The sequence below is a fragment of the Helicobacter ganmani genome (assembly GCF_003364315.1).
Classification (GTDB): Bacteria; Campylobacterota; Campylobacteria; order Campylobacterales; family Helicobacteraceae; genus Helicobacter_D; species Helicobacter_D ganmani.
The window spans coordinates 354,219-370,109 of sequence record NZ_NXLS01000001.1 but is presented as its reverse complement, the minus strand read 5'-3'; the positions used below and the strand labels follow the sequence as shown (position 1 = coordinate 370,109).

Genomic DNA, 15,891 nt, shown 5'->3' with positions numbered 1-15,891 from the left:
AAAAGTATTAAAAAATAGTTTTAAATAGTTTTAACTATTTTTTAACATTTTTTAAATGTTAAATATTGTTTTTAAAGGATACACAATGAATCAAGTTACACTATGTGGGAATTTAGGTAGAGATTTTCAACTCTCTTATACGCAAAATGGACTTCCTTATGCGAAAAACTCTCTTGCAATCTCAAAGAGAACTACAAAGAAAGAGGGAAATGAGACAATCACAAAAGACCGCACAGATTGGATTCCCTTAACAATCTTTGGCAAGAGAGCTGAAATCGCTCATCAATATTTCAAGAAAGGCGATAAGTTTTTATGCAATGGAGAGATTTACACCTCTGTTTATTCTGACGAAAATGGACAACCAAAATATTCGTGGGAAGTGTTAGTAAAAAGCTTTGAATTTGTAACTTCCAAAGCAAAAGAGACACAAAATGAACAAAATGCACAACCTGAACCTGAAATTGTTTATGAGGGAACACAAGCTCCCCAACAGCAAATTGAGGAAATGGCACAAATAGCAGAAAATACCACAACCATAACCGATGCCGATATTCCTTTTTAATATAAGTTGAATCTATAATTGAGATTCCACAAGTTTAAGGAATTTTATGAGGATTTGGATAAAAAGAGAGGAGAAATCTCCCTCTTTGTTTTAATGTATTAATATAATCCTTGTGTTTTATCAACAATGTAGGGGCAAGAATTACCATTTTTTGCATTAAGGCATTCTACATAAATAAGTTTATAGTCTGTATCACTTTTATAGGCAAAAATTATATCTACATATTGTTTTGTTTTATCTTTTGTCATTTCTGCTACGAAATCTCTTGACTTTACAAAAGCTTTTTCACCAAGTTTTAAGAATGGAACACTTTTTAATGATTCATAAGAATATAGTTTATAATCGGGGTATTTTTCTTGCACTTGTTTTATTCCATAGTCGTAAAGCTCACTATTATACCCATTATTCTTAAGCGCAACCAATCCATTATCTCCACACGCCACAAAAAAACCTGCAATACCTGCTAATAATAGCAATTTAAGATGATTTTTCATTATTTTTTCCTTTGTTTTGAAATTTGAATGAGTGGAATTATACATTATTAATTAGAAAAAAATGTATCCAAGCCCAAGATTTAGGTTTTTATAAAACCCTCAAATAAAATCTCTAACTTTTTAAAGTTTTCTGTATTTTCATAGGTGTTTAACCAAGCCTCTACCCATAAGGGAATGGGGGATTGTCTATCCCAATTAGCAAGAATGCTATTTTCATTCATTCCAACTTTTTTACAAAATTCTATGCGTGTGAGTTTTAATTCTTGCAATCTTGCCTCAAATTCTTTTCTTGTGAAGCTTGTAGATTCTTGCCCTTTAAAGATAAATTCCTTTTTAAAAATTTCTGCAACTTGTTCGTATTTTTGAGCAGTTTTGTAAAGTTCTAGCCAAGAAATTGCATATTGTGGGATAGGCACTACTCTAAACCAAGAGCTAACCAAGCTTGTGTAATTTACCCGCAATTTTTCGCAAAACTCTTTTTTGGTGAGATTTAATGCCTTAAGAGCTTCGTTAAATTCCTGTTTTGTCATAATTTCTCCTTATTGCCCCGCCTTTATCAAGGTTAAAGGCGGAAAAATGAGCCTTAAAGTCTCATTTTAATGTTCCATAAAGCAGGGGGACACCCCCCGCAACGCCCCCCTTAAAAAAGGGAGAAAAGTTAGGTAATGGAAGTTTATTAATTTTTTGCTTAAATAGTGCTTTTTTTATAAAAAAGCTTGACTTTATTTATTATTTTTGATATAATTATGTCATAAATTTATAGAAAAGGTTTTAAAATGGAATATATTTCACCTTATGGTTATTCTTATAAAATTGAAGAGTGGAAAGAAATTAGCGAGGAGGAATATTGGGAAATGTTTGAGATTCTTCCTCCAATTTTTTTTGGTAGTGGTTTCTTTATGCTAGAAGCTCTTACAGGTATTTTTCATAACTATTACATTAAGTGGAAAGGCAGATATTATACTGCTATTTTTTCAAGAAATGATACTTGGGAGAAAATCAAAGAATCTTTGGAATCTTTTATAAAGGAATAGGGAATGGGACATTTAATGATTTGGCAGAAGAAACAGCTTAGAGATTTTTATAAAATCTCTGCTGAAAGTTGGGATTTTGGAGAGCTTTTAAGGCATTGTCATAAGGAAGTGCAAATGATTCTAAATTTCCAAAAAGAACACGCACAACAAGACGAAGCTTTAAAAGGTTGGGTTGCCTATTACACAGAATTGGCAAGAATTTGTAAAGCAAAGCTATAAGAGGAGGAATAATGCGCAGAAAGGAAAGTTATTACTTGCAGTTGCAAGAGGATTTTCATAACTTCTTAAAAACTTTGGAAAATCAAGAGTTGTTTCTTTTAAAGTCGGTTGTTTGCACAAAGGCTTTTAAGGAATACTTGCAACAAAAAGAGATAAACAAGAGGATTCCCTCTTTGTTTAAATATTATGAAGTTAATATCAAGGAGGTAATTCAATGAAAAAGGGTTATTGATAGCGTTGCAGAAATGAAACAGAGGCTAGAGAAAATGATTTTAAAAGAAATAGAGATTAATAAAATATTTTAAAATGTTAATAATATTTTATAATGTTTTAAAATATTTATTTATATAATATTAAATTAAAGGAGTAAAAATGGTTTTTTCCATTTGTAATGAAAAAGGCGGAAGTGGTAAAACAACATTTGCGATTAATCTTGCAACTAAGTTAAACGAGCAGGGTAAATGCCTTGTAATTGATTTAGACCCACAAAAGAGCATTAGTGCTTTCCTCTCTTTTAGAGAAGAGAAAAAAATGCCTTTTGATTTTAAAAATAGCCATAGTGGAGAATTGCAAGAACTCATTAAACAAGCAAAGAAAAGCTATCAAAACATTGTGATAGACACAGGGGGTAGAGATTCTACCGAAATGCGTGGCGCGATGATTTATAGTGATATTTGCATTATCCCGACTATCCCCAATGGATTAGATGTAGTTGTTTTAAGCAAAATGTTAGATTATCTAAAAGAAGCTGAAAAGATAAATCGGAATTTAAAGGGCGTAGTTGCGATTACAAAAGCAACGACTAATCCATTTTTGCAGTATAAAATAGGGGAATTTCAAGACTTCATAAAGAGCAAAAACGAGAATGATTTTTTCTTGTTAAAGAATATCATTTTTGAGCGAGAGGCTTTAAAAGAAGCAATATTGCAGGGCAAAGGAATTGTGGAGGCGGGAATCAAAAACTCCAAAAGAGCTAAAGAGGATTTTTTGAAAGTTTTTAAAGAGTTAATGGAGGTAACCAATGAATAAATTTGAATCCAAAAACAAAGAAATTAAAGAAAGTGAAGTGGAGAATTTCATCAATAAAAAGGTAGCCAATAAGGGAAGAAAGCCAATTAATGAAGAAAAAAAGAAAACAAAACTCGTAAGCCTTTATTTTTCTGAAAGTGATTATCAAATCATTAAAGAAATAGCCGACAAAAAGCGACTAAGTGTTAGTCAATATATTGTTTCTAAAGTCTTTGAGGAATAGCGTAAGTTGTTTTAGGTATGTTTTTGTCTTAGATATAAAAAAGCTACAATACAACAATAGCTCAAAGGAATTGAAATTCCTATTCCATAGCCTAAAATTACATTCTCTAATGCCTCTGAAGTTTGTTCCAAAGCTTCTACTATTTCTACTATTTTCATTTCTTTGCCACTCCTTTTTTGTGGTTCTCTTTTTTCATATCTTTTAATGTCCTATAATCAATCTTTTTGTATTTTTGATTGATTATTGTTTCTCATTTCTGCCATATTTTCACTCCTTTTTCTGCTTTAAGTATAGAATCTAAAATGTCTTTGCCCCTAGAAATTACAAAACACCTAAATAAAGGAGGTTTATGTGTTTTGGTATATTCCCTTGCTTCTTTTAATATCTTAAATGATTTTTTATAAAAACAAGTGTTTGAAAGATTTTTTTCATAAACAAAATATTTCATTTTCATTCCTTGATTCCTTGCGCGCAACTTTTTACCTCCTATTGCTTAAAAAATACGCAAAAATGTGAAGTTTTAGAGCTTTTTTGCATTAGAATTGGAGATTGTGGGAAGCACTCTAAAATACTTTTTAGACTAATATGTGCTTCACTCCATTTAAAGATTAGAGTGCCATTGGGCTTTAGCACACGCATACACTCTAAAAATCCTTTCGCCAAATCCTCTTTATAATTTGGGCTTAGTTTTCCATATTTTTGCACCATAAAAGACTTTTGGCTACCACGATTTGGAGCAATATGTGGAGGGTCAAAGATAACTAAAGAGAATCTCTCATCAAGAAAGGGCAAATTAGTAAAATCTAAAATTTGATTTGGATTTACTTCCTCTCTCTTATCGCAAAAAAGCACATTTGGATTTTCTTTATCTGCATAAAAATGCCTAAATCCACAGCATACATCTAAAATTGGTTTATTCATTATTGCCTCCTTGCTTAATTCTTAATCTCTTGGAAAAATCTGTCCATTCTATTTTGCTCATTTGTTCTCCTTTTTTATTATCTTCCTCTACCAAAAGATTGTTCTTGCTCTTTTGTAGGCTTTGGATTTCCTAGTGTTTTTGAATCTCTTTGAAGCGGTAAATCTTTAGATTCTTGTGTTTGATTTACTTCTTGAGTTTGTGTTTTAGATTGTATGGATTCTTGAGTTTTGGGATTCTCTTTTTCTTGTTTGTATAGAATCCTATCTATTTCCTTTTTAACTTGCTCTATGGGTAGATGATATTCTTTAGCAATCTGTTCAATAGTATATTGGATTGTTTTTTCTGTTCTAAATCCTTTATCTGCATTTAAAATTGCCTCATAATCAGGAGGGGAAATTTCTTTTTGTGGGGATTCTGCATTTAAAATATTTTCATTTTGTAGATTCTTGATATTTGGAGTAAGAGTTACTCCATTTTGTTGGTAAGCTTTAAGGGCTTGTTGCTTGTAGTATTCGGATTGTTTGTATTGTTCCTCAAGCTTTTTGCTTAATTCCTCTACTTTAATTCTTTCTTGTGGGCTTAATCCTTGTTGCCATATTTGGCTGTCATAGAATTGATGAAGTTGTCTATTTCTTGTCCCAATTTCTCTACTTCTTGCCCCCACTTCCTCACTTCTGCTAGTCTCTGCTCGGCTTCTATCCTCTCTTTCCTTGATAATTCCTCTAATTCGTCCAATGACATTGCGGGTATATCTTTCCACGCTTGTGGAATCTGGTTGCTTGATAGGATTTGCATTTTTTATCTCCTTTAATTCTTTTTGAATATTAATTTTATCAAAAGATTCTTTGCTATTAGGTTCAAAAAGATAAATTTCTGCATTGTCTTTATCAATGACAAAATGGAAATTTGTCTCTTTTTCTAACTCTTTAAGCTTTAAGAGTAATTCAAAGTCTTGTCCTTGATTCATTGTTCTCCTTTTTAAAATAAATTTGGTTGCTTGAGTTGCAATCCATTTTTGTTATCGTATGAGCATATTTCCTCTTTATGTCCATTCAAAAGAATAAAATCTTGAGGATATTGCGCTTCTAAAATCACTTCTTGTATCGTGCAAAAATTTAAAGAATTTAGATATTGCTCACAAAAAGAAATAAGATTCTCTTGTGGTTCTTTTTGCTTTTTCTTATAAAGATGATTACAGAGATAATCATCAAAATAAAACATATCTTGCACTTCTCGTATCTCTAATAAGAGATTCCTTTCTTTATCTAAAAGCTTCATTGCTATTCCTCCACATTATCAGCTTCTATAAAAGAAAGCTTGTAAGCTACGACATTGTGCGTAACTTTATTGTTGGTTGTTACCTTGTTTTCTTTAATGGTTTCACAGATGAGTTTGTTTTCAAAATAAGGATTCCCTAGATAGTTTTTTCCATTTAATTCTTTGAGAGCAGGGGAGAGGTAGAATTGTTGAATCCTTGAGAGTTTTAACTTTTCTTTTGCTTTATGGCTTTCTTTAATGTCCATAATGTTTTCTAAAAGAAAGGAATTGACAACCCAACTTTTGCTTTTGCTTCTTTCAATTTGCTTTGCGATTCTATAAAGGTTTTTGGAGTGTTTGGAGCTAATAAAGGAAAATTCCTCTAACGAAAAAGCCACAAGATTATATTCCTTGACATTGTTAAAAAATCTTACTGCTTCAGGAGTGATTTTTACATTGATAAACTTCAAGATTCCATTTTCATAGTGAGAACTGACATTAAATAAAGTAATGCGATATAAATCAGTTGTTTTGCCATTAATCACATAATTTTTGATAAATGAAGTTTGCAGTTTTTCACAGAAAGATTCTATATTTTCTAAAAGGCGATTCTTGTTTTTAAATCTTGTTCTTTTAGAATCTATTAAATCGGTTAGCTCGTCAATTTCAAACCTTACAAGTTTTTTGCTTTTGTTATATACTTTTTTAACAATAAAAAATAATATATCCATATCAATTTTGGTAAAGTTTTTTAGTGCAACTTGATTGAACAAGGAACTAAAATTTACAATATCTTTGGATTTTTCTTTTGATTTGTAATTAATTTTAGAAGTTAAATTTAAATCACTATTGAACTGCATATATATTTCCAATAAAGTTAAGAATTAAACAATTCTTAAGAATATGAGGATTGATTTTAAATTTTGTATTGAAAACTATAATTTTCAATAATCAAAGATTTTCTTAAGATTCTTACTTTTCTTTAAATTTAAATTCTTTTCAAACCAACTTCTAAAAGTTATAAAAACTTTTAAATCTAAATCTTTGCCAAGGAAGGCAAACAAATAAAAAGGAGTTTAAAATGGCATTTCAAGTCAATACGAATGTAAATTCACTCAACGCAACAGCTCAAAGCACATTTACACAAACAAGTTTAGCAAGTTCGCTTCAAAAATTAAGCAGTGGTCTTAGAATCAACTCTGCAAAAGATGACGCTTCAGGTATGGCGATTGCCGACTCATTGCGCTCACAAGCAAACACACTAGGTCAAGCAATCCGAAATGCAAACGATGGTATGGGAATTATCCAAATTGCGGATAAAGCTATGGACGAGCAAGTAAAAGTCCTTGATACTATCAAGACAAAGGCGACTCAAGCAGCACAAGATGGACAAACTGAAACTACAAGAAAAGCGATTCAAGCAGATATTAACCGATTGATTGAATCCCTAGACAATATCGCAGCGACTACAAGCTACAATGGTCTAACACTCCTTGCAGGTGGTTTTACAAACAAAGAATTCCAAGTGGGTGCGTATTCTAACCAAACTATTAGAGCAAGCATTGGTGCAACAAGCTCTGATAAAATCGGGCATGTGAGAACAGAAAGCTATAAAATCAGCGGTACAGCATTAACTGCAGGGAATGGTGGTATGACAACTACTTTATCTTTCACAGTTGCCAATAAAACCGTTAACTTGGAATCTGTTGTTTTATCATCTAGTGCAGGAACAGGTCTAGGTGTCCTAGCAGAAGCAATCAACCGCTATTCTGATGAATTGGGTGGTGTACGTGCAGAAGCTGATGTACAGGTAGCAGGTACTGCGGCAGTGCAAGCTGGAAATGTATCCGCATTAAGCATTAATGGTATTCGTATTGGGGATATTTTAGATGTAAAAGCAAATGACAGAGACAATAGGCTTGTTCAAGCAATCAACCAATACAAAGATACCACAGGAGTTCAAGCTTCTATTGACACAAATGGTGCATTGAGATTAACTTCAACCGATGGTAGAGGTATAGAAATAAAAGTTGGTGGTGCATCAATAACAGGTGCGGGCATTATGCGAATGACTGCTGCTATTAATAAGCTTAATGTAGGGACATTAAACCTCACTCAACTTGGCGCAAATGATATTGTTTTCAATGATGCCGCTACTATTGCTAATGGCGGACTTGGTGTTGGCTCTCAAGCCGTTAAAAGTGAAGCAGTTACAACTCTAAGAAATATCAAAGGTTCTTTCAATGATGCTACTTTGAAATCTATTGGAGTAACTGCAACGGGAACAGAATATGGTTCAGGCGTTACAACCCTTAAAGGTGCAATGCTTGTTATGGATATTGCAGAATCTGCGATTAAACAACTTGATAGCATTCGCTCTGACTTAGGTTCTGTTCAACAACAAATGCAATCTACAATCAACAATATTACAATCACTCAAGTGAATGTAAAATCTGCTGAAAGTGGAATCAGAGAAGTAGATTTTGCAGCAGAGAGTGCAAACTACTCTAACTTGAACATTCTAGCTCAAGCTGGAAGTTATGCAATGAGCCAAGCAAATGCGGTTCAACAAAATATCTTAAGATTACTTCAATAGTCTTTTAAGATTCCTCTTAGAATCCCGCAAGGGATTCTATACTTTTCTAATCTCTTAACCTCTACTTTAATCTTTGGAAAAAGTATCCTCGAACAATCAAAACAATAGCGGATTAATGCAGAGATTCTAATGCTTTTTGTACTTCTTCGCAATCATCAAAATGCAAAGTTTTATTTCCTATGATTTGATAAGTCTCATCGCCTTTACCCAAAATCAATAATACTTCGTCGTTTTTAAGATTTTGAATTGCGATTCTAATTGCTTTGGCTCGGCTTTCTTCTAGCAGAATTTCACGACGATTTCTTAAGTCTTGTGGGATTCCGCTTAGAATCTCTTGCATAATTTGTATGGGAATTTCACTGCGCGGATTATCACTCGTGATATAGAGTTTTTGCGCATATTTGGCTGCACATAATCCCATTTTTGGACGCTTAAGTTTATCTCTATCGCCCCCTGCGCCAAAGACAACAGCAATTTTTCTATGTAAAAAAGATTGAAAGATTTTTTCCATACCATCTTCTGTATGGGCAAAATCCACAATAATTAAAGGGGTTTGATGCACGACTTGCATTCTTCCTAACACTCCGCCAAAATTCTCTAATCTTTTGCAAATTTCATTTAAGGGGACATTTTCTAGCAATTTTACCGCCCCGATTGCTGCTAGTGCATTATAGAGATTGTGTTTGCCAAAAAGTGTGCATTCCATCGTTGCTTCTTCTTTGCCATAGGCGATTTGAGCAGTGATTCCCTCTTGCAAGCTGTAAGCTTTAGCATTGAGCGTTGCGGGGGATTCTATGCCATAAGTAATGGCTTTTTCTAGTGTATAATGTGCATTGGGTTCGTCTTTATTGATGAGTTTTAAATCCGCAGGATTGGAAAAAAAGGAATTTTTCACCGAAATGTAGTTTTCTAAAGTTTTATGATAGTCTAAATGGTCGCTTGTGATATTTGTAAGAATCCGCAAATCAAAATGTAATCCCTCAATGCGATTCTGCACAATGGCGTGCGAGCTAACTTCCATTATGAAATATGTGCAATTCTCACTTTTTGCTTCACTGATTGCACTATAAATTTCCAATAGACTAGGGGTTGTTAGTCCTTTGGGACGTTTTTCTTTGCCATTAATAAAGAATCCTCGTGTGCCAAGCAGTGCAACACAAAAGCCAAAATCTAGCAAAATAGAATAAATCATAGCGGCGGTTGTGGTTTTGCCATTTGTGCCAGTGATTCCAACAAGTTTTAAATCCAAATCAAAATATTTTATTAAATCTTTTGGGTAAATAAAAATTTCAAATCCATTTTTTTTTGCAGATTCTATGTAGTTTTGATTGCTTTGAGTGATTAAAAACGCGCAATTTTTAGGATTGCAGTCTTTGGTTTGCAGATTTTCTCTTGAGTCATCACTAATAAAGCGCAAAGCAGAATCGCAATTTTTCTGAACGGCTACTCGCATTTAATTTCCTTGAATATAATATTGATTTTAAACTTTTTTGTTTTGTAAAATTTTCCGATAAAGACGCATAAAATCTTTGTCGTAAAACAGCAGATTGCCCGCATTTTCAAAATAATTAATCGCAATGTCTTCAAAGCCAAATTTTACTAAATTTCTCACAAAGAATAAAAACTCATTTTTGTTAGTAAAGATAATTTTGGAGCTAAACATTAAATCTTCAAAGGCTTCTTTGAAGCCAACTTTTGCGGAATGAACCTCAAAGTCTTCATATAAGATTCCATCGTTTTTGTCAATCTCTGCTTCTTGCAAGCTCCAAATGGCAAGATTGAGTGCATAAAGATTTTTATCAAAGTTTTCAATCATCTCTAGCACAATTTCTTCCGCTTCCAAGTTGTTTTTATTGTGAATGACTTGATAATATTCAAAAAGCGCACGTGCCTCATCTTCATATTCTAATGCCATATCAGAAAGCATACAAAGCATAGTAAAATAAAGCGATTGCTTGGCGTTTAAGTTTTCTAAGAAAACATTTGCGCAAGAGAGAATCTCTAAAACGCGGGAATATTGACGCTTGCGGAAAGCAAGTTTAGCTTTGTTTTTAAAATAGATAAAATCTTTTGTCATACGCCAACTTTCCTTAGAATTCTAAAATTATGGTACGTGGATTAGCTCAATATCAGGGTGAATATCGTTTTTAAGTGCGCGTTCAATGCCAAATTTCAAAGTTTGCGCACTGCTTGGACAGCCTTTGCAAGCACCCTCTAATCGGACGAATACTTTGCCATTTTCAATTTTTAACAAAGTTACATTGCCGCCGTCTTGAATTAATATTGGACGCACTTTGTCAATGCTTAATTCTACTGGTTTTAAAAGTTCTTTATCAGTAAATGGAAACATTTTTTTCCTTTTTAAATTGTTTTCTTTGGTTTTAATAAATTAGATAATACTTAAGTTTTCTTAAAGTTTTAATAAAAAAGTTCTTAAGTTCTTAAAAATATTTAATGTAATTTTATCTAAAATATTTTATAATTGCACGATTTTTAGGTTTAATGGCGTTGTGCATAGCACTAGTAATCTACTTTAGGAGGATTTTATGCAAAATGATGAAGTAGTAATTGAGAGTTATTTAAAAGTAACTTCAGAGCGCAAAAAAAGTAAGAATCCTGCGCGTTGGGATATGTTGCAAAGTATTACAGGAGCTATTTTAGCAATCTTTATTTTGCTTCATATGTGTTTTACATCTTCTATTTTACTTGGAACAGAAGCGTTTGAGGCAGTAGTCGGTTTTAGTGAAGGTTCATTTATTTTTGGTGGTAAAGGGATTCCACTTTTAACTACTTTGGTAGTGATTGTTATTAGTGTTGTTTTTGTGGCTCACGCGTTTTTGGCGATGAGAAAATTCCCAGCAAACTACCAACAATTTATGATTTTTAAAACACACAAGTCTTTGATGAAACATTGTGATACTACACTTTGGTGGATTCAATTTTTAACAGGATTTGCATTATTTTTCTTGGGTGGTGCGCATCTTATCACGATTCTTTTTAATTCCACAAGTATTAATGCATTCACTTCTGCATCAAGATTTGTAGAGGGTAATTTGGCAGAATTTTACCTCGTGCTACTTGTTGTTATGGTGTTACACGCAAGCATTGGAATGTATCGTGTCATCATCAAATGGATTCCGCTTGAAGCACCAACTACCGCACAGAGTAATGTAAAGCGTAAAAATATTAAAATCGCTGTATTTGCAGTTTTTATTGTTTTGGGTGTGATTGCATTTATCGCGGACTTCACTTGGATTGCCTTAGGCAAAACTCTATAAAGGAGAGATGAATGAAAATAGTATATTGCGATTCATTGGTAATTGGTGGAGGTTTGGCAGGACTTCGTTCGGCAGTTGCCTGTAAGGAGAGAGGACTTAACACAATCGTTTTGAGTTTGATTCCTGTGAAGAGAAGCCACTCTGCTGCCGCTCAAGGTGGTATGCAGGCAAGTCTTGGAAACTCTAAAATGAGTGATGGCGATAATGAAGATTTGCATTTTGCTGATACAGTAAAAGGAAGTGATTGGGGTTGCGACCAAAAGGTAGCAAGAATGTTCGTTACCACAGCACCTAAAGCAATTCGTCAATTAGCTGCTTGGGGTGTTCCATGGACAAGAATTAAAAAAGGTGATAGAACAGCAATTATTAATGCACAAAAAACAACTATTACAGAGGAAGAGTTTAGACACGGATTAATTCATTCTCGCGACTTTGGTGGGACTAAAAAATGGAGAACTTGTTATACCGCAGATGCAACAGGACACTCTATGCTTTTTGCTGTGGCAAATGAAGCATTAAAGCGCGGCGTTCTTATCCACGATAGAAAAGAAGCTTTGGCTTTGATTCATAAAAATAATCGTTGTTATGGTGCGGTTGTGCGCGACTTAATTACAGGCGAATTAATCGGCTATGTTGCCAAAGGAACATTGATTGCAACAGGTGGTTATGGAAGAATCTATAAAGATACTACCAATGCTGTAATTTGTGAGGGAACAGGAACAGCATTAGCACTTGAAACAGGAATCGCAAAATTAGGCAATATGGAAGCGGTGCAATTCCACCCAACCGGACTTTTCCCAAGCGGGATTCTATTAACAGAAGGATGTCGTGGAGATGGTGGTGTTTTGCGTGATGTAGATGGTTATCGTTTTATGCCAGATTATGAGCCAGAGAAAAAAGAACTTGCGAGCCGTGATGTTGTTGCGCGTAGAATGCTTCAAAGAATCCGTGAGGGTAAAGGTGTAAGCTCTCCTTATGGCGAGCATTTGTGGCTTGATATTTCTATTTTAGGACGCAAACATATTGAAACAAATTTGCGTGATGTGCAAGAAATCTGCCAAGTGTTTGCTGGAATTGACCCTGCAGATAAATGGGCTCCTGTAAAACCAATGCAGCACTATTGTATGGGTGGAATCCGAACAAATGCTAAAGGCGAAACTGCGCTTGCCGGCTTATTTTCTGCTGGTGAAGCAGCTTGCTGGGATTTACACGGCTTTAACCGATTAGGTGGAAACTCTGTGAGTGAAGCGGTAGTTAGTGGTATGATTATCGGAGATTATTTTGCAGAATCTTGCACAGGAACTTATGCAGATATTGAAACAAAATTAGTGGAAGATTTCATTAATGCACAACAAGGATATTTGGATAGTATTTTGGCAAATACAGGCACAGAGAATGTGTTTGAAATCAAAAATAGTATGAAGCAAATTATGGGAGATAAAGTAGGAATATTCAGAGATGGTGAGCATTTAGCGTCTGCTGTAAGTGAATTAGAACAACTTTATATCCGCAGTAAAAATATTGGTATCAAGACAAAACGGCTTTCAGCAAATCCTGAATTAGAGGAAGCTTATCGTGTGCCAAAAATGTTGAAGATTGCATTGTGTGTTGCAAAAGGTGCATTAGACCGCACAGAATCTCGTGGGGCGCATAGTCGTGAGGATTATCCAAAAAGAGATGACCAAAATTGGCTTAAACGCACTTTAACAAGTTGGGAAGACCCCAATCAAACAATGCCAACCATTACTTATGAGCCACTTGATATTGCGACAATGGAAATGGCTCCGGGATTCCGTGGATATGGTGCTAAAGGAATGATTATTGAAAATCCAGAAAGCCTAAGACGTCAAGAGCAAATTGATAAAATACGTTCGGATATGGAAGCACAAGGCAAAAATCGCTACGAAATCCAAGAAGCATTAATGCCATTTGAATTGCAACCATATTATAAAGCACGTAATGAAAGAATAGGAGACAAACAATGAGTGGAGCAGTTCAAAGCAGTAATAGAGAATTAACGATTAGAGTATTGAAGTTTGACCCAAATAGCGCAATATCTAAACCTCATTTTGCAGAATATAAGCTCAAAGAAGCGCATTCTATGACGGTTTTCATTGTGTTGAATATGATTCGTGAACAATTTGACCCAGATTTGAGCTTTGACTTTGTATGTCGTGCAGGGATTTGTGGAAGTTGTGGAATGATGATTAATGGGCGTCCGCGTCTTGCTTGTCGCACTTTGACAAAAGATTTCCCCGATGGCGTGATTACTCTTATGCCATTGCCTGCATTTAAGCTCATCAAAGATTTGTCTGTGGATACAGGAAATTGGATGAACGGAATGAGTAAGCGCGTAGAAAGCTGGATTCACGCTCAAGAAAAAAGCGAAGAGCATATGTGTCAGATTGAAGAACGTGTGGAACCAGAAGTTGCGGCTGAAGTGTTTGAGCTTGATAGATGTATTGAATGTGGTTGTTGCATTGCATCATGCGGAACAAAACTTATGCGTGAAGATTTTGTGGGAGCTGCAGGATTTAACCGCGTGGTTCGGTTTATGCTTGACCCTCACGATGAGAGGACAGACGCAGATTTTTACGAGTTAGTAGGTGATGATAATGGTGTGTTTGGGTGTATGAGCTTGCTTGCATGCCACGATGTTTGCCCTAAAAACTTACCATTGCAAAGTAAAATTGCTTATCTTAGACGTAAAATGGCTACCGCAAAATAGTCTTTTTAGAATCCCTTTTGGGATTCAACTTTAGAGAGGTGTCCGAGCGGTTGAAGGAGCACGCCTGGAACGCGTGTAAAGTGCAAGCTTTCGAGGGTTCGAATCCCTTCCTCTCTGCCATATTAATTTTTACAAATTTCCTTGCAATCTTTCAATAAATAATAGATTTATATTCAATATAGAGAAAATTTTGTTCCACAAGCAATTCTATCATTAAAAATCTGACAATAAGGATTCCTCACTATGCTCTGATAAGATTTCATTTTGTAATAAAAATGGGTAGAATTTAAAAGTTTTTTATTTTTTAATGGATTTTAATCCTTGTTGAGTGAAAATATGAGTTGAATATGAATAGATTTTTAGAATCTTAGACTTAAAAAATGTATTAAATAATAGGGCGAGTGCCTTAATGGTGAAGAGGAATCTTATGTTAGCGGTTGGTTTGGCAAAGTAGTTTATAATATGGTATATTAAAGGTAGATACCAATCGTGAGGAAAAGCAAGGAATTTATCAAATGATGTGTAGGAAACAGAAGTGAGTTTTGTTGTGGATAGTTTTGAGATTACGTAACATATTGCATGCCAAGCTGGAAAATATGAGAGTATAGATGAGCGGTAAGTTTGAGTGAGTATTTCTCGTAGCAAGGCGAGTTGCAGAGAGTGGTTGTGGATACTTTAGGGAATATAAAATGTGAGAATTGCGAGAAAAGTTTAGCCCAAAAGCTAAAAGACTCAAGAGAGATTACAATAAAATCTTTAGAATCAAAGACAATTCTAAATCAAGCTGTTGAGAATCTTATTATGTAAATTCACTCTAAAGAAAGTTTGGCTTTGAATCTGAAATGTTTAAGATTCCTAGAATCTATTTTACAGGATTCTAGGAAGTTGTAAGATTTATTTAATTACACCGCAAACCATTCTAGCACCGCCTCCGCCAAGTGCTGCTGGAGTATCGTGATGATTATCTCCCCCAACATGAATCATTAAAGAATGGTTTTTTAATTCTGCTAAAGTTTTGATTTTTGGAGAAAGGACGGGATTGGTTGCATTGCCCTTTTCATCTACATAAAGTGCAGGTAAATCTCCAATGTGTCCCGTATCACTCCAAGGATAAGAATGAGCGTTTGTTTTGTATTTATCCCAATGTCCCCCCGCTTTCATTCCTAAGCCTTTTTCTGTTGCGCCGCAGTCTGGGTTCTCGTGGATATGGAATCCGTGCAAACCGCTTGCGATTCCTTGTAGATTGGGATAGAACGCCACACCATATTTTGTTTCCACTGCTACCACTTCACCTACATTTTTTGTATCCTCTTGTGAAAGTGCATTCATAGGGATTACCAAATGATTTTTTTCGTTTTTTGGATTATAAATATCTGCGCTCAAAGCCATACTTGCAATTAATCCAATGCCTAATGTGCCTACTAAAAGTTTTTTCATTCTCTTTCCTTGTATTGTTGATTATGCTATTTGTATAATAGTGCTTAAATTATAATCAAGGTTAAGTTTAAAATTGCTTTAGAAGTGCTTGAATTTATGGTTTAATTCAATT

General features: G+C 34.4%; 22 protein-coding genes and 1 tRNA gene. 11 read left to right on the top strand and 12 right to left on the bottom strand.

Annotated elements, in window-relative coordinates; all coding sequences use genetic code 11:
* The first annotated feature begins 85 nt into the window (after positions 1–85).
* Positions 86–562 carry a single-stranded DNA-binding protein gene (locus CQA43_RS01825; RefSeq protein WP_181881593.1) on the top strand — a complete coding sequence of 159 codons (477 nt, stop codon included), beginning with the start codon at positions 86–88 and terminating at the stop codon, positions 560–562.
* Between the two features lie 98 nt (positions 563–660).
* On the opposite strand, the gene CQA43_RS01820 is transcribed toward CQA43_RS01825, so the two are convergent.
* The gene (locus tag CQA43_RS01820; RefSeq protein ID WP_115550893.1) at positions 661–1,056 is read right to left on the bottom strand and encodes a hypothetical protein; all 396 of its coding nucleotides are present in this window, start codon (positions 1,054–1,056) and stop codon (positions 661–663) included.
* Between the two features lie 80 nt (positions 1,057–1,136).
* Positions 1,137–1,586: a hypothetical protein gene (locus CQA43_RS01815; protein ID WP_115550892.1), complete on the bottom strand. Its 450-nt coding sequence runs from the start codon at positions 1,584–1,586 to the stop codon at positions 1,137–1,139.
* Between the two features lie 246 nt (positions 1,587–1,832).
* Here CQA43_RS01815 and CQA43_RS01810 point away from each other — a divergent pair, with 246 nt between their 5' ends.
* The 5 genes from CQA43_RS01810 to CQA43_RS01790 all read left to right on the top strand — a co-directional run bounded on the left by CQA43_RS01810 (position 1,833) and on the right by CQA43_RS01790 (position 3,561).
* Positions 1,833–2,090 carry a DUF1419 domain-containing protein gene (locus CQA43_RS01810; RefSeq protein WP_115550891.1) on the top strand — a complete coding sequence of 86 codons (258 nt, stop codon included), beginning with the start codon at positions 1,833–1,835 and terminating at the stop codon, positions 2,088–2,090.
* Positions 2,091–2,093: 3 nt separating this feature from the next.
* On the top strand, positions 2,094–2,309 hold the full coding sequence (locus CQA43_RS01805; protein WP_115550890.1) for a hypothetical protein: 216 nt from the start codon (positions 2,094–2,096) through the stop codon (positions 2,307–2,309).
* Between the two features lie 11 nt (positions 2,310–2,320).
* Positions 2,321–2,527 (top strand): hypothetical protein, encoded by a 207-nt coding sequence (locus CQA43_RS01800; protein WP_115550889.1) that lies wholly within the window; start codon positions 2,321–2,323, stop codon positions 2,525–2,527.
* Positions 2,528–2,681: 154 nt separating this feature from the next.
* Positions 2,682–3,338, top strand: coding sequence for a ParA family protein (locus CQA43_RS01795; protein WP_115550888.1), 657 nt, complete (start codon positions 2,682–2,684; stop codon positions 3,336–3,338).
* Complete coding sequence (locus tag CQA43_RS01790; protein ID WP_115550887.1) at positions 3,331–3,561, top strand: ribbon-helix-helix domain-containing protein; 231 nt, start codon at positions 3,331–3,333, stop codon at positions 3,559–3,561. The genes CQA43_RS01795 and CQA43_RS01790 overlap by 8 nt, the downstream gene beginning before the upstream one ends.
* A gap of 11 nt (positions 3,562–3,572) precedes the next feature.
* Here the strand turns inward: CQA43_RS01790 and CQA43_RS09445 are convergent, their stop codons facing one another.
* From CQA43_RS09445 to CQA43_RS01765, 6 genes are all read right to left on the bottom strand, one after another.
* Complete coding sequence (locus CQA43_RS09445; protein WP_181881592.1) at positions 3,573–3,719, bottom strand: hypothetical protein; 147 nt, start codon at positions 3,717–3,719, stop codon at positions 3,573–3,575.
* A gap of 92 nt (positions 3,720–3,811) precedes the next feature.
* Positions 3,812–4,009: a hypothetical protein gene (locus CQA43_RS01785; RefSeq protein WP_115550886.1), complete on the bottom strand. Its 198-nt coding sequence runs from the start codon at positions 4,007–4,009 to the stop codon at positions 3,812–3,814.
* Positions 4,010–4,047: 38 nt separating this feature from the next.
* A complete protein-coding gene (locus tag CQA43_RS01780) occupies positions 4,048–4,482 on the bottom strand; it encodes a class I SAM-dependent methyltransferase (RefSeq protein WP_181881591.1) in 435 nt (144 codons plus the stop codon).
* Positions 4,483–4,559: 77 nt separating this feature from the next.
* A complete protein-coding gene (locus CQA43_RS01775) occupies positions 4,560–5,450 on the bottom strand; it encodes a hypothetical protein (protein ID WP_115550884.1) in 891 nt (296 codons plus the stop codon).
* 11 nt (positions 5,451–5,461) lie between these two features.
* Entirely contained in the window at positions 5,462–5,761 is a 300-nt protein-coding gene (locus tag CQA43_RS01770; protein WP_115550883.1) for a hypothetical protein, read from the bottom strand.
* A 2-nt stretch (positions 5,762–5,763) separates the two neighbouring features.
* The gene (locus CQA43_RS01765; RefSeq protein ID WP_115550882.1) at positions 5,764–6,600 is read right to left on the bottom strand and encodes a replication initiation protein; all 837 of its coding nucleotides are present in this window, start codon (positions 6,598–6,600) and stop codon (positions 5,764–5,766) included.
* Between the two features lie 221 nt (positions 6,601–6,821).
* Between CQA43_RS01765 and CQA43_RS01760 the strand changes: the two genes are divergently transcribed.
* A complete protein-coding gene (locus CQA43_RS01760) occupies positions 6,822–8,336 on the top strand; it encodes a flagellin B (RefSeq protein ID WP_115550881.1) in 1,515 nt (504 codons plus the stop codon).
* 112 nt (positions 8,337–8,448) lie between these two features.
* Here the strand turns inward: CQA43_RS01760 and CQA43_RS01755 are convergent, their stop codons facing one another.
* From CQA43_RS01755 to CQA43_RS01745, 3 genes are read right to left on the bottom strand one after another with little or no spacing between them, the layout of a single operon-like run.
* On the bottom strand, positions 8,449–9,789 hold the full coding sequence (locus CQA43_RS01755) for a UDP-N-acetylmuramoyl-L-alanyl-D-glutamate--2,6-diaminopimelate ligase (protein WP_115550880.1): 1,341 nt from the start codon (positions 9,787–9,789) through the stop codon (positions 8,449–8,451).
* Between the two features lie 27 nt (positions 9,790–9,816).
* Complete coding sequence (locus CQA43_RS01750; RefSeq protein ID WP_115550879.1) at positions 9,817–10,413, bottom strand: hypothetical protein; 597 nt, start codon at positions 10,411–10,413, stop codon at positions 9,817–9,819.
* A gap of 27 nt (positions 10,414–10,440) precedes the next feature.
* Complete coding sequence (locus CQA43_RS01745) at positions 10,441–10,686, bottom strand: NifU family protein (RefSeq protein WP_115550878.1); 246 nt, start codon at positions 10,684–10,686, stop codon at positions 10,441–10,443.
* Between the two features lie 196 nt (positions 10,687–10,882).
* Between CQA43_RS01745 and CQA43_RS01740 the strand changes: the two genes are divergently transcribed.
* From CQA43_RS01740 to CQA43_RS01725, 4 genes are all read left to right on the top strand, one after another.
* On the top strand, positions 10,883–11,614 hold the full coding sequence (locus CQA43_RS01740) for a fumarate reductase cytochrome b subunit (RefSeq protein ID WP_115550877.1): 732 nt from the start codon (positions 10,883–10,885) through the stop codon (positions 11,612–11,614).
* Between the two features lie 11 nt (positions 11,615–11,625).
* Complete coding sequence (locus CQA43_RS01735; RefSeq protein ID WP_115550876.1) at positions 11,626–13,599, top strand: fumarate reductase flavoprotein subunit; 1,974 nt, start codon at positions 11,626–11,628, stop codon at positions 13,597–13,599.
* Positions 13,596–14,342 carry a fumarate reductase iron-sulfur subunit gene (locus tag CQA43_RS01730; protein WP_115550875.1) on the top strand — a complete coding sequence of 249 codons (747 nt, stop codon included), beginning with the start codon at positions 13,596–13,598 and terminating at the stop codon, positions 14,340–14,342. The genes CQA43_RS01735 and CQA43_RS01730 overlap by 4 nt, the downstream gene beginning before the upstream one ends.
* Before the next feature lie 32 nt (positions 14,343–14,374).
* Positions 14,375–14,462, top strand: a tRNA-Ser gene (locus CQA43_RS01725).
* Between the two features lie 774 nt (positions 14,463–15,236).
* On the opposite strand, the gene CQA43_RS01720 is transcribed toward CQA43_RS01725, so the two are convergent.
* Positions 15,237–15,779, bottom strand: coding sequence for a superoxide dismutase family protein (locus tag CQA43_RS01720; protein ID WP_115550874.1), 543 nt, complete (start codon positions 15,777–15,779; stop codon positions 15,237–15,239).
* Positions 15,780–15,891: the final 112 nt, after the last annotated feature.